This window comes from Candidatus Poribacteria bacterium, assembly GCA_026702755.1.
Classification (GTDB): Bacteria; Poribacteria; WGA-4E; order WGA-4E; family WGA-3G; genus WGA-3G.
In genome coordinates, this window is record JAPPBX010000090.1 from 82,753 (window position 1) to 95,763 (window position 13,011).

Genomic DNA, 13,011 nt, shown 5'->3' on the forward strand with positions numbered 1-13,011 from the left:
CTTCTATGCCAAGGAATCCAAGGAGATAAATGAATGCGGAAAGCCAAGATCGCGTCAGTAGGTTGTGGCTGGGTTGCAAAACGCTGGCACCTTCCCACAATCGCTGAATTGACGAAAAGAGGGGATTTGGATTACGTCGCTGTGTGCGATGCTGATGCGGACATCGCTCGCGAAGCCGGTGAGACGTACGGTCTATCCTATTATACGGATGTTCAGCAGATGTTGAAAAAGCACAGCGACATTGACGTTGTAGACATCAGCACCGGCGACTATACACACCATCCGATCGCGAAGATGGTCGCTGAACACAAGATGCACCCCATCGTTGAAAAACCGATGGCACCGACCCTCGCCTGTTGTGATGTGATAATAGATAGCTGCAGAAAAAACGGTGTGCACTTTGAAGTCGCCGAGAACTATTTTCGGATGCCAGGGGACAGAATCATCATAAAGCTGATTCAGGAAGGTGTGCTTGGCGATATTATGCGAGTTCACTTTATCGAACCCTTCGGACGCAGGGAGTTCGTGCACGGTGTAGGAAAACCGCGCGGCATAGCGTCGCCCATCTCAACATTTACTTCGCATTCCGGTGTTTGCATTGACATGGGCGTTCACCGGATGTCCCAGATTCGATTTTATGCCCAAAGCGAACCGAAAAGAATCACTGGAATTACCAAGCAGTTCGTTCCGGGTCCCGACAGGGTTTACGAAGATTGGGGGCACGCGCTTATTGAATTTGAAAGTGGTGCCGTTGGTGTCTATGAAACCTCTCAAGTCGGGGAAGAAACGATTAAGTACAGACAGATTATGGGAACGAAAGGTGTGATAACAGACGTTGATTTCTGGACTGCCGACTTTCCGCTGCGTGCCCTCGTCAACGGTGAAATGAAAGATATTCCCATCGAAACGGAACGACACAAGGTTGACGGGGTTGATGTCCTTTCCAGAATCGTCGTGCATACAGATCCACAGATCGTTTATGAAAATCCCTTTAGGGCGTACGCAATAGACGATTGGAATGTGGGAACTGCTGAGGAGATTATGACCATTGCGAAGGCGGCACTCACAGGAGAACCACCGGAGTACGGCATCGGTGGGCGGAAAGACGTGGAGATGTGCATCGCGTTATACGAATCCTCACGGACGGGAATGATGCCCATCGACATCCCAATAACGAAAACGACCGGTTATGAGCAGATGGTTCATGACGAGTTTCGTCAAAAATTCGGGCACGCTATTGACGAGTAGAACCTATCCACAGCGTCAATCTCCCACAATCTACGGTAGGACAATTTCCAACCATCTCAACATCGCTGCGAAACTACTTCCCTGCTATTCGGTTAGTGTCCAGATGCATCGTTTTACTTGTCATTTGGACAAGATGAGAGGAAAACAATGGAGATTAGCCTTGCTGTTATGATGATTTGGTGTGCTGCGCTGCTCTGGTGCAGCCTCAAAGAGACAGAGCGACACTTACGATTCGTTTTTACAGTGGTGTGTCTTTCCGGCGGTATTCTCTTCTTCGCGTGGCATGCTTTCACTGACGAATTCTTTTCCCTTAGATTCTGGAGATTTAGATGGCGCAGATATGAGGAATACTTCCGTATTCTCTCCTCTCTCATAATATTTCTAACGATTGTTTATGGTGCGCGCGTTCTTGGCACTCGGATCGACAAAAGCGGGAGAAAATGAAGCGAACAGCAGATCGATCTATCCGATAAAACTTCAATTGGTCCGGTAGCACTATAAAAGTCTTGCGAGTTTTTCTGATTGATTATATACTGCTTATGGTGATAAGGTAATACATCACGAAAAAGGAACCATGCGCATGAACATCCTCGTCCTACACGGACCGAATCTACATCTGTTGGGAAAACGCCAGCCGGAGATTTACGGACACCAAACGTTACCCGACATCAACGCTACACTTGACCGGTACGCAGCAGCATCACCGCACCCGATTGTTCTCAAAATCTTTCAATCCAATCATGAAGGCGAACTCGTCTCCATCATCGGGGACCATATCGACTGGGCAGATGGCATCCTGATTAATCCTGCTGCTTACACACATACCAGTGTTGCCATCCGAGATGCACTCTCTACTGTCGCCCGACCTGTTATCGAGATTCATCTCTCTAACATTTACGCCCGCGAAGAATTTCGGCATCATTCTTATATATCAGCGGTTGCTGTTGGTGTCATCGGTGGGTTCGGAACGCATAGTTACACGCTTGCTCTTGAAGCAATGATCCACATCCTGCAACGAACTGAGGAAAATTAAAAAAAACGCGAAGCCTGAAACGTAGTGGAAGGCGCATATACGGAGGCGATCCTGAAACTTTAGACGAACCTTACCGAACCGCAAGGAAAATTAAAAAGATGGCAAAAAAACCGTTTGTACCGTTTAGTCGTCCTTGGATTGATGATACTGAAATTGAAGCCGTTAGCCAAGTGCTCGCCTCCAAGTGGATCAGCACAGGCAACAGAGTCCGCGAGTTTGAACGTTCTTTCGCCGAATACCTCGGTGCCAAGCATGCTATCGCCGTCAGTTCTTGCACGGCTGCGTTGCATTTGAGTCTCGTTGTCGCCGGTATCGGTAGCGGCGACGAGGTCATCACAACGCCTTATACCTTCACTGCGACCGCTGAGGCAATCCGATACGTCGGTGCGAAGCCTGTGTTTGTGGACATCAACCCGGATACGTTGAATATTGACATCTCCAAGATCGAGCAGGCGGTAACCCCACGCACTAAGGCGATTCTCCCCGTCCATATCGCAGGTATTGCATGCGATATGGATGCGATACAGGACATCTGCCAAAACCACAATCTCGTTCTTATCGATGACGCAGCCCACGCGATTCCAACCGAATACAAGGGGCAATCCATCGGCAATATCGGTGATCTGTCCGCCTTCAGTTTCTATGCGAATAAAAATCTAACGACAGGCGAAGGGGGTATGATTACCACCAATAACGACGCATTTGCTGAACCACTCCGAACAATGCGGCTCCACGGTATCGACAAAGACGCTTGGTCACGTCAATCGCAGCGCGACATCTGGCGGTACGACATCACCACTGAAGGCTATAAATACAACATGACCGATATTCAAGCAGCGATGGGGTTGTGCCAATTGATGAAACTCAATAAACAGCATGAACGCCGCCGAAATTTCGCGCAGATTTATAAAACGGAACTGGCGAAATTTCCACAAATAAGCACACCTGTGATACCGGATAATCCTCGCGAACATTCGTGGCACCTCTACATTATCCAACTCCAGAACGGCAAACGCGACGAATTTGTGGCATCCTTAAGCGAGGCGAACGTTGAATGCAGTGTCCACTACATCCCGTTACACCTCTTTGAGTTTTATCAGGAGAAATACGGCTACCGTGTCGGTGATTTCCCGTACGCAGAGGCAGCTTATGAACGCGTCGTGAGTTTACCCCTCCATCCAGGGTTGACCGACGGAGACATCCACACCGTGGTTGCGGCGATAGGAAAGATTTTGAACGCATAATCAAGCCGCGAAAACCTTATATCTATAGTCCAGATGAGAGAGACATCCAGTGCAGCAAACGCCAAACTCTACCAAATCATCCCCAGCGAGGTCTGCTTCTCGTGTGATGTCTGCTGCCGATTTTTGGAAGCGGACAGCCCCCTCGCACCTATCTTCACCGAAGCTGAAATGGAAGAAGTTATAGCACACGGTGCAGATCCTGCGCTGTTTCGTCTACAAGCAGATGGGAAAAGTGCCCAAATCCAACTAAAACCCCACAAAGATTTCTATATCTGCCCCTTTTTTGAGCCAGAGACGAGTCACTGTACCATCTATCCGATGCGCCCGCTCGACTGCCAACTCTACCCGTTCGCCCTCATGTTCAGCGAAGATGGGAACGAAGTTGTACTTGGTGTGGATACCCTCTGTCCGTTCGGTGAAGCACATCTCGAAACGGAAGCCTTCCAGCGGCACATCCGCCACGTTATTGATTATGTCGAATCCGAAACGGTCACCGCGCAGATCGCCGCCAACTGGAGCCTCATCGGTGATTACCAAGACACCGTGAAGATTGTCCACACTCTATCACAATTGACAGATGCAACTTCACTCGCTAACACTTAAAGATAAATCAATTTTCGACACATACGCACATCGGACATGCACACGCCTTTCAAGTTACGCCTTTACGCCGCTCTACGTATGGCGGGAGCATTTTCAGTTTTACTGGACACTGCTAACGGACTATCTGTGCATTTTCGCAAAGCAGGGGGACGATTATTTCATGCCGATCCTGCCCATGCCGTACAAAACCGAAAACCGAGACTACCTAAACGTCATCCGCGAAGCGTATCAGTTCATGTTAGCATCGAATCGAAATCCACACATCGCCCGGATAGAAAACGTTCCAGAAGAGATGCTCACTTTTTTTCAAAAGAACAGATTTCGTGGCACTTTGAAGGAAACCGAATACCTCTATGAGACAGCAACACTCAGTGCGTTAAGTGGGAATCGCTTCAAGAGCAAGCGGAACGCCTATAACGCTTTTACCGAGCGGCATCCGTCGGCGACGTTCAGCCTGTACGGCACCGCCGACAGTGGTGCGTGCCTTGCACTCTATGACGCGTGGCACACAGCACGCACAGCAAAATGTGAAGACGAAGTCTATCGCGCGATGCTTGAGGATTCTCAATCAGCACACCGAATCGCGATCGCGCATGCGGAAGCACTCGGGCTTTTGGGTAGGGTTGTTCATATTGATGGGGAAATGAAAGGTTATACCTTCGGATATCCACTTAACGCGGATATGTTCTGCATTTTGTTTGAGATCACAGATCTCGAAATAAAAGGGCTGGCGCAGTTTATCTACCGCGAATTCTGTAAGGAATTAATGGGTTCCTACAAGTGGATTAACGCGATGGACGATTCAGGGTTGGAAAATCTAAAGCGCGTCAAACGTTCCTATCACCCTTGCCAACTGATTTCGTCGTACAATATTGACCGCAAGGAAAATTAAAAAATGAAATCAGCACTTATTTTCCTCAACGGTTACTATGATATACGGCACCTCGATTTTTACCGTCAAGAAATCGAAAATGCGCTGAAGAACCGTTTTCCGATTATCTGCGCTGATGGAGGCATCAGGATTTTCGACGAATTAAATCAACGAGGAAACACGCCTCTTGTACCGGATGTTCTCATTGGTGATATGGACTCAATTGAAAAGGTGGAAACAAAAGCAAAACATACCGTTCAGGATTGGATTGGACAGACAGACAAAGATTACACCGATGGACAACTCGCTGTAGCTTACGCGCTGGAACAGGGCAACTGCCGACACATCATTATTTACGGAGGTTTACCTCGTCCAGAAGCATACGAGACCGACCAATTTCTTGGCAATCTAAAACTGATGCGCTTTGGACATTATCGAGTGTCCACAGGTGAGCCTTACAGTGCTGAAATGCGTGACCCAAAACAAACAATCTACTATGTCCTATCGGCAGTGCGCTTACCCCGAAAAAACAGGAACCTACAACGCGTCTCGCTCATAGCAGAAGCCGACAACGTTATTGTGGAAAGTAGCGAGAATTTACGATGGGATCTTGCGTCGCTACACATCCACCCCGCCCTAACAAATGCCCTTCGCAACGAATTTATAGACGACACAGAATCGGCAACCATCCAATTGGCAGATGGTTCTGCTCCGGTCTACGTGATTCACAACTGGTAGCCAAGTACTTTTTTGAGTGTTTCGGTGTCCAGATTCCCACCGCTCATCACCATCACAACATGTTTTCCCGCCAATGTATCGGTGAGTTTGTGTGCAGCTGCTATTGGCGACGCGCCTGCCCCTTCTGCAAGGTTGTGCGTCCATCGCAATGCCAAACGGATGCCTTCCTTAAGTTCTTCCTCGCTGAGCAATACCATATCGTGAATGCCCTTTTTAATAATGGAAAACGGAAGCGAGAACGGCACCCGGGTCGCAATACCGTCCGCAATCGTATCGCAGGAATCGGTTTCTACGCGTTGTCCGGTCTTCCAAGAGCGGTAGATAGCAGGAGCATTCTCCGCTTGTACACCGATAACCTTGACCTTCGGATTAACTGCCTTCGCAACGGTGATAGCCCCGCAGCAACCACTTCCGCCCCCGATTGGCACAATGATAGCGTCCACATTCGGAAGGCTTTCAAAAATCTCAAGCGAATAGGTGCCGACACCGTGGAAGAGTCCCGGCTCCATACACGGATGAACGTAATAAAGTCCGCGCTCTGCTTGGAGTGTTTCACACAACGCAAGTGCCTCATCAAAATCGTTCCCGTGTTCAATGAGCTCCGCGCCAAACGCCCGCATTGCACTATTCTTTTCTGGGTTATTTCCGTACGGGACAACAACAGTGGCTTTAACGCCAAACTGCGATGCTGCATAGGCGATCGACTGCCCATGATTGCCACGGGTTGCCGTAAGCACGCCCTTTTCACGCTGCGCTTGTGGTAGATGGTGCATGAAATTCAATCCACCGCGCACCTTAAAACTTCCCGTTGGATGATGGTTTTCGTGTTTGATGTATGCCTGAAATCCAAGTCGCTCGGATAATTCTGGATAATGAATTAAGGGTGTCTGTTTTAAAAATCGCGCCACGACCTTTCTCGCGGCAATGATGTCTTGAAATTTAAGAGTTCCCACTTTTATTCCTTTAGTATAGTTGTCAGTTATCAGGTGTCAGAAAAGCATCTACTTACCCAGCCGAGAACTGACAACCAAAAACTGATGACTCTGAAAAATAGCATCTTGTAAACCTAAAAAATCTATGCTAATATGATAACATATCTTAACACGCATATCAAAACCAATTGCAGCGAAAGGAAACACACATGGCGCAAGAATGGCACTCCACACAACTTGAAATTGACGAAACTGACGACCTCATCGAAGTCTGCTATGAAAATGGATGGACAGATGGACTCCCCGTCGTTCCACCGACACCAGAACGCGTTGAACGGATGCTCAGTGCAACAGATCGGGATCCAGATGAACTCATTGCAGCAGTCCCACCCAAATGGGGCAGAGCCACAGTTGAGAAAGTTGCAATCAACGCTGTTATGGCAGGATGTAAACCGGCGTATCTGCCGCTTATTCTCACCGCAGTAGAAGCGATGACCTCCGAACAGTTCAATCTCCACGGTGTCCAAGTCACGACTTCACACGTTGGACCGATGCTCATCGTGAACGGGCCCATCCGAAAACAATTAGAAATCAACGACGGATTCAATCTCTTTGGGCAAGGGTGGCGTGCAAATGCAACCATCGGTCGCACGCTGAGGCTTGTTTGCACCAATATCGGTGGGGCGTTACCCGGTGAACTCGACCGCGCGGCATTCGGGCACGCCGGAAAATACACCTGCTGCATCGCTGAAAAAGAGGAAGCGAGTCCTTGGGAACCCTTGCATACCGAACGCGGGTTTCAAGCGGATGATAACACTATCACCGTTTTCGCCGCCGCTGGTCCTCAAACCGTCAACGATCACGGTAATAACACCGCAGAAGGCATCCTCAACACAATCGCCCAGAATATTGCCGCTCCGGGGAACAGCAGCGGAGAGACGCTTCTCGTCGTAGGCGTTGAGCATGCAAAAACAATTTCAGAAGATGGATTCAACAGAGCCGATATCCGACAGTACATCGCTGACACTACACAGCAATACTCAGCGGAAGATTTGCTGCTCATAGTAGCAGGTGGACCTGCGGGCAGATGGACCATCGTTGTTCCGGGTTGGGGTTCACCGACTTCGCGTGCCGTCACATTGACGGTGTAGACGCTGGATAAACCGGGACTGAAGCTACAAAATTCAGGTGGAATTTTTCGCTGAAAATATTTTTGCAAATCGTCAAAAAATGTGGTATCCTTTTTAAGCAAAGAGAATAAGAAACTGAAATCTATTTTCTAACGTTACACTATAAGGAATAGATGCGATGGACGCGAGAACGCTGTCTTTACCTATCAGCACTTTAGATTACAAACAACCTGCCACCGTGCAAGTCGGCTCCCCTGTTTCCGTTGTCATTGATATGATGCAAGAGGAAGGGCGAGGATGTGTGCTCGTCGTTGATGAAGACGAACAATTAGTTGGAATCATCACGGAGCGAGATCTACTCCAACATGTGAGCGGTCAGCGCGCCGCACCTACGGAATTTAAGGTTGAACAGGTAATGACACCAGACCCTGAAACACTACGCGCCAGTGATCCGATTGCCTTCGCATTAAACTTGATGCACCTCGGGCACTTTCGGCATGTCCCCCTCTGCGTCTGGGATGACCAAGAAGAAGCATATCCCATCGGCATAATTTCAACCCGCGATATTCTCGAACATATCGCTATATTCATAGAAAATCAGGAGTAGGAGGCGTAACCGTGCTGTACGACTTGGCAATTGATGAAGAGTTAGAGCAGATGGACGAAGATGCTGCGTTAAAGGCATGGCGCGCGCAAGAAATTCAGATTTCGCTTAAAGATCTGATGCGTCCTATTGTCACCATTGACATCAACTATAGCACAAACGAAGCAATTGATCTGCTCTTAGCACACAAAATCGGTGCAGCACCTGTTGTGGAGAATGGCAGGCTCCGCGGGATTTTTAGTGAGCGAGACGTGCTAAACAAAATTCTCAACAAGCAAGTTGGAGACTTGGACCACATCGGCGTTGAAGAATTCATGATAGCAGATCCACAGACAGCGCAACCAGAAGACTCACTGAATACCGCCATTCTTTATATGGCGAGCGGTGGCTATCGCCACGTTCCTATTGTTGATACCGAGAATCGTCCCCTCGGCATGGTATCCATTCGTGATGTCATCTCCTATCTCGTAGAGGAATTTCCGCAAGAGGTCTTAACGCTACCTCCGAAACCCGTTCGGGATGCCTTTAAAGCCCGCGAGGGAGCGTAGATGTTTTTTTAAATCTTATATTTTTCAGGTGCGGTTTCCGAGCGCGAACCCTATGTTTGAATATCCCGAAGGCGCGCCTCTCAAGCGTACACCTATCATAGAAAAAAGGAAACGATTGTAATGCGTAAGCCAGTAGAGCAAATTGAGGAAGCGACAATTCTATTTGCTGGCGACTCCGGCGATGGGTCACAGACCATTGGCACGCAAATGACAGAAACCACCGCCCTCATTGGTAACGATGTCGCTACACTCCCCGATTACCCCGCCGAGATTCGCGCACCCGCAGGATCGTTAGCAGGGGTGTCCGGGTTCCAACTCCATTTCTCAAGCGAACAGATTCACACCCCTGGAGATCTTTGCGATGTCCTCGTCGCAATGAACCCCGCTGCCTTAAAGGTTCACCTCAATAAACTTAAACCCAACGGTATCCTCATTGTAAATGTTGATAATTTTGCAGACCGCAATCTACGCCTCGCGGGGTATGAAAGTAATCCACTTGAAGACGATGCACTTACAAAATATCAAGTTTTCCAAGTTGAACTCACGCAGCTCACCCGAAAAGCACTCGAAACAACGGACTTGACGACAGGAGAAATTGATCGGTGTAAAAACTTTTTCGCACTCGGTATGATCCTTTGGTTCTACAATCGTCCGATGGAATACACGATGAAGTGGATCAAGGTGAAGTTCGCTAAAAAACCTGAGTACATTGAATCAAACATCCTTGCACTCCGCGCAGGAAATACCTATTGCGAAGCCACTGAACAGTTTGCTGTCTCCTATGATGTCAAGCCAGCTGTTTTTGAACCGGGCACTTACCGAAATATTGAGGGCAATATGGCAACAGTGCTGGGACTTGTCGCAGCTTCACATCAATCCGGTTTACCGCTTGTGTACGGCAGTTACCCGATAACGCCTGCGAGTGATATTCTCCACGGACTCGCCCAGTACCGAAATTTCGGGGTCGTCACAATGCAGATGGAAGATGAAATCGCCGCCGTTGGAGTTGCAATCGGTGCTGCCTTTAGTGGTGCGCTCGGCGTTACCGGTAGTAGTGGTCCGGGGCTCGCACTCAAATCGGAGGCGATTAATCTCGCCATGATTGCCGAACTCCCAATCGTGATATGTAACATTCAGCGTGCAGGTCCTTCAACGGGAATGCCAACAAAAACAGAACAATCGGACTTGTTGCAAATGTTTTATGGCAGGAACGGCGAATCGCCCGTTCCGATCATTGCCTCGTCTCGTCCTTATGACTGTTTTGAGGCGGTCTATGAAGCCTGCCGTATCGCCGTGAAATATAGGACACCGGTGATCTTTCTCTCCGATCTCTACATCGGGATGGGAGCTGAACCGTGGAAAATCCCTCAACTCTCTGAATTACCAGAAATTAGAGCTAACTTTGCAGTGAGCGCAGATACCAATAATGGATTTGAACCTTATCTACGCGATCCGAAGACTTTGGCGCGTCCGTGGGCAAAACCCGGTACCTCCGGCTTAGAGCACCGCATCGGTGGTTTAGAGAAATCAGATGTGACGGGACACGTCAGTTACGATGCCGAAAACCACGAGAAAATGGTGGAAATCCGAGCAGAAAAGGTTGCTCGCATCGCGGATGACATTCCACCTACCGAGATCTTTGGAGCACAGGAAGGCGAAATTCTCCTGCTGGGTTGGGGTGGCACCTACGGCGCAATCCGAACCGTAGTGGAAAACTGCGTTGCTGAAGGACTCCCGATAGGACACGTGCATCTCCGGCATCTCAATCCTTTCCCAAATGACTTAGACGACATTCTACAGAGATTCAAAAAGATTTTAATTCCCGAACTCAACAGCGGTCAGCTCCTCCAACTCATTCGTAGCACCTATCTCATCAATGCAGTCGGACTTAACAAGGTGCAAGGACAACCCTTCCACGTTTTTGAGTTGCATGCCAAAATTGACGAAATACTTAAAGAAATAGGACATCTTTAGCCTCAAACGCCAAAGGGGTAACACACTATGAAAAGGAAAAGAACTTCTCGCATCCCCGCCGGGGCACCGACTCTCACAAGAGCGGATTTTAAATCCGATCAAGACACACGCTGGTGCCCGGGTTGCGGCGACTATTCAATTCTTACCCAGACACAACACATCATGCCTGAACTCGGCATCCCAAAGGAAAACATCGTCTTTATTTCTGGCATCGGGTGTTCAAGCCGATTCCCATACTACATGAACACCTACGGTTTTCACACCATTCATGGTAGAGCACCTACCATCGCCTCTGGCGTGAAAATGGCGAACCCTGACCTCTCTGTATGGGTTATCACGGGTGACGGCGATGCACTTTCAATTGGGGGCAACCACTTCATCCACTTGATGCGCCGGAATTTCGACATCAACGTGCTGCTGTTCAACAACCGGGTCTACGGGCTCACAAAGGGACAATATTCACCGACATCTGAACGAGGCCACCAAATGTATCAGTCCAATCCACTCGGCTCATTGGACACCCCTTTTAATCCTATCAGTCTTGCACTGGCTTCGGGTGCTACGTTCGTGGCACGTTCTGTTGACATAGATTCAGGACACCTGCGTCCCATGCTTAAGGCCGCCTTTGAACATAAAGGCACCTCTTTCATCGAAATCTATCAAAACTGCCACATCTATAACGACGATACCTTCAAACTATACAGAGAAAAAGAGCTTAAAGCCGACAATACGGTGCGTCTGGAACACGGCGAACCTCTCGTTTTCGGTGCGGAAAGTGATAAGGGTATCCGACTTAACGGTTTCCAGCCTGAAGTCGTTGACCTCACAGACGGCGAGCACACCATTGATGACCTCATCGTCCACGACCAATACGCCGAGGATACTACCTTAGCAAACTTCCTCTCGGGGATGAGCGACACACCTGACATGCCACATCCGATGGGTATCTTTCGCAGTGTTCGTCACCCCTGCTACGAGGATCTGATGACAAACCAAGTCCGCACTGCCAAAGAACGCATGGGCGACGGTGACCTTGAGGCACTCCTCAACGATGGCGAAACATGGACCGTGTCATAGGACTGATTTACACCCTGATGCGTTGTAGGACAGACAGTGCTAACAAACGTCTTCAATCCGTGAATATGTTCCTTCGGTTCGTTCAACGACTCAAGTGGCAGTCTGAAGTCGCAACTTCTCAAAGCTGATTGGCTGCCTAATTTGGGAGGACCCCGACCATGAAGATTTACATTCTAACCGACTTAGAAGGTGTCGCGATGGTATCCCGTTTCAGTCAAACCCGTGAAGAGGGTCCCCAGAAACAGACAGCCATGAAATTGCTGACACAAGAGGTAAATGCTGCTGTTGATGGCATTCTTGATGTGGATTCGGACGCAGAAATCGTCGTCTGGGATGGACACGGGACTGGCGGGATTGATGTAGCCGAATTTCATCCCAAGGCGAAACTAATTGCGCGGGGTCCCATTCGTCCCCCTTACTATCTTGACGCAACCTATGACGTACTCTTCTTCTTAGGACAGCACGCCATGGCAGGCACGCCAAACGCCCCGTTGAGCCATACATATTCCTCGTTATCAATTGAATACTACAAACTCAACGGTGAAATGATCGGAGAATTCGGATGCCGTGCAGCACTCGCAGGCACTTTCGATGTTCCAACGGTTTTCATCTCCGGCGACGATAAAGCAGTTGCAGAAGCAAAACAACTTATTCCCGGCATTTATGGTGTTGAAACCAAACAGGGACTCGGACAGGAACTCGCGCTACATCTATCACCGCAACGGTCGCGAGAATTGATTCGAGAGACTGCCGCGGTGGCTTGCAGAAATATCTCTGAGATTGCCCCGTTGAAAATTGATCCACCTTACGAGTTTGAAGTCCGAGTTCTTGACGGCAAATCAATTGACGGGTATCTGAAACGGGGTGCAGTGAAGATTGATGATCGCACCGTTCGCTGGCACAGCGATGACCTGTGCGCCCTGTCTATTTAACATAACCTCGCCTTACATTATTTTAGGTGATCTCCAACCCCAACTGCTATTCCGCTGTAGGAGCGAGTTGTGCTCGC

The 13,011-nt window shown here is 48.9% G+C and carries 14 protein-coding genes; 13 read left to right on the forward strand and 1 reads right to left on the reverse strand.

The window, feature by feature from the left end:
- The first annotated feature begins 33 nt into the window (after nucleotides 1-33).
- From OXH39_17435 to OXH39_17465, 7 genes are all read left to right on the forward strand, one after another.
- Nucleotides 34-1,248, forward strand: a complete 1,215-nt coding sequence (locus OXH39_17435) for a Gfo/Idh/MocA family oxidoreductase (protein ID MCY3552248.1) — start codon at nucleotides 34-36, stop codon at nucleotides 1,246-1,248.
- 147 nt (nucleotides 1,249-1,395) lie between these two features.
- Nucleotides 1,396-1,692: a hypothetical protein gene (locus OXH39_17440; protein MCY3552249.1), complete on the forward strand. Its 297-nt coding sequence runs from the start codon at nucleotides 1,396-1,398 to the stop codon at nucleotides 1,690-1,692.
- Nucleotides 1,693-1,828: 136 nt separating this feature from the next.
- The gene (gene aroQ / locus OXH39_17445) at nucleotides 1,829-2,281 is read left to right on the forward strand and encodes a type II 3-dehydroquinate dehydratase (GenBank protein MCY3552250.1); all 453 of its coding nucleotides are present in this window, start codon (nucleotides 1,829-1,831) and stop codon (nucleotides 2,279-2,281) included.
- A 98-nt stretch (nucleotides 2,282-2,379) separates the two neighbouring features.
- A complete protein-coding gene (locus tag OXH39_17450; GenBank protein ID MCY3552251.1) occupies nucleotides 2,380-3,525 on the forward strand; it encodes a DegT/DnrJ/EryC1/StrS family aminotransferase in 1,146 nt (381 codons plus the stop codon).
- A gap of 33 nt (nucleotides 3,526-3,558) precedes the next feature.
- Entirely contained in the window at nucleotides 3,559-4,128 is a 570-nt protein-coding gene (locus OXH39_17455; protein ID MCY3552252.1) for a YkgJ family cysteine cluster protein, read from the forward strand.
- Nucleotides 4,103-5,020, forward strand: coding sequence for a phosphatidylglycerol lysyltransferase domain-containing protein (locus tag OXH39_17460; protein ID MCY3552253.1), 918 nt, complete (start codon nucleotides 4,103-4,105; stop codon nucleotides 5,018-5,020). Before OXH39_17455 ends, OXH39_17460 begins: the two co-directional genes overlap by 26 nt.
- Nucleotides 5,021-5,023: 3 nt before the next feature.
- Nucleotides 5,024-5,737, forward strand: coding sequence for a thiamine pyrophosphokinase (locus OXH39_17465; protein ID MCY3552254.1), 714 nt, complete (start codon nucleotides 5,024-5,026; stop codon nucleotides 5,735-5,737).
- On the opposite strand, the gene OXH39_17470 is transcribed toward OXH39_17465, so the two are convergent.
- Entirely contained in the window at nucleotides 5,725-6,690 is a 966-nt protein-coding gene (locus tag OXH39_17470; GenBank protein ID MCY3552255.1) for a threonine dehydratase, read from the reverse strand. The genes OXH39_17465 and OXH39_17470 overlap by 13 nt on opposite strands.
- Before the next feature lie 188 nt (nucleotides 6,691-6,878).
- On the opposite strand from OXH39_17470, the gene OXH39_17475 reads away from it, so the two are divergent.
- The 6 genes from OXH39_17475 (at nucleotide 6,879) to OXH39_17500 (ending at nucleotide 12,934) form a co-directional block, all read left to right on the forward strand.
- Nucleotides 6,879-7,820: a hypothetical protein gene (locus OXH39_17475; protein ID MCY3552256.1), complete on the forward strand. Its 942-nt coding sequence runs from the start codon at nucleotides 6,879-6,881 to the stop codon at nucleotides 7,818-7,820.
- Between the two features lie 157 nt (nucleotides 7,821-7,977).
- Entirely contained in the window at nucleotides 7,978-8,406 is a 429-nt protein-coding gene (locus OXH39_17480; protein ID MCY3552257.1) for a CBS domain-containing protein, read from the forward strand.
- Between the two features lie 11 nt (nucleotides 8,407-8,417).
- Entirely contained in the window at nucleotides 8,418-8,951 is a 534-nt protein-coding gene (locus tag OXH39_17485; GenBank protein MCY3552258.1) for a CBS domain-containing protein, read from the forward strand.
- A 120-nt stretch (nucleotides 8,952-9,071) separates the two neighbouring features.
- Nucleotides 9,072-10,925 carry a 2-oxoacid:acceptor oxidoreductase subunit alpha gene (locus tag OXH39_17490; GenBank protein MCY3552259.1) on the forward strand — a complete coding sequence of 618 codons (1,854 nt, stop codon included), beginning with the start codon at nucleotides 9,072-9,074 and terminating at the stop codon, nucleotides 10,923-10,925.
- A 27-nt stretch (nucleotides 10,926-10,952) separates the two neighbouring features.
- Complete coding sequence (locus OXH39_17495; protein ID MCY3552260.1) at nucleotides 10,953-12,002, forward strand: 2-oxoacid:ferredoxin oxidoreductase subunit beta; 1,050 nt, start codon at nucleotides 10,953-10,955, stop codon at nucleotides 12,000-12,002.
- 158 nt (nucleotides 12,003-12,160) lie between these two features.
- Nucleotides 12,161-12,934, forward strand: coding sequence for a M55 family metallopeptidase (locus OXH39_17500; GenBank protein ID MCY3552261.1), 774 nt, complete (start codon nucleotides 12,161-12,163; stop codon nucleotides 12,932-12,934).
- The last annotated feature ends 77 nt before the right edge of the window (nucleotides 12,935-13,011 follow it).

Bases quoted from the DNA above. Each gene is read 5' to 3' on its own strand.
- OXH39_17460 (MCY3552253.1), top strand. From the start codon at position 4,103: ATGCAACTTCACTCGCTAACACTTAAAGATAAATCAATTTTCGACACA.
- OXH39_17440 (MCY3552249.1), top strand. From the start codon at position 1,396: ATGGAGATTAGCCTTGCTGTTATGATGATTTGGTGTGCTGCGCTGCTC.
- OXH39_17450 (MCY3552251.1), top strand. From the start codon at position 2,380: ATGGCAAAAAAACCGTTTGTACCGTTTAGTCGTCCTTGGATTGATGAT.
- OXH39_17480 (MCY3552257.1), top strand. From the start codon at position 7,978: ATGGACGCGAGAACGCTGTCTTTACCTATCAGCACTTTAGATTACAAA.
- aroQ (MCY3552250.1), top strand. From the start codon at position 1,829: ATGAACATCCTCGTCCTACACGGACCGAATCTACATCTGTTGGGAAAA.
- OXH39_17465 (MCY3552254.1), top strand. From the start codon at position 5,024: ATGAAATCAGCACTTATTTTCCTCAACGGTTACTATGATATACGGCAC.
- OXH39_17475 (MCY3552256.1), top strand. From the start codon at position 6,879: ATGGCGCAAGAATGGCACTCCACACAACTTGAAATTGACGAAACTGAC.
- OXH39_17490 (MCY3552259.1), top strand. From the start codon at position 9,072: ATGCGTAAGCCAGTAGAGCAAATTGAGGAAGCGACAATTCTATTTGCT.
- OXH39_17495 (MCY3552260.1), top strand. From the start codon at position 10,953: ATGAAAAGGAAAAGAACTTCTCGCATCCCCGCCGGGGCACCGACTCTC.
- OXH39_17500 (MCY3552261.1), top strand. From the start codon at position 12,161: ATGAAGATTTACATTCTAACCGACTTAGAAGGTGTCGCGATGGTATCC.
- OXH39_17435 (MCY3552248.1), top strand. From the start codon at position 34: ATGCGGAAAGCCAAGATCGCGTCAGTAGGTTGTGGCTGGGTTGCAAAA.
- OXH39_17455 (MCY3552252.1), top strand. From the start codon at position 3,559: ATGAGAGAGACATCCAGTGCAGCAAACGCCAAACTCTACCAAATCATC.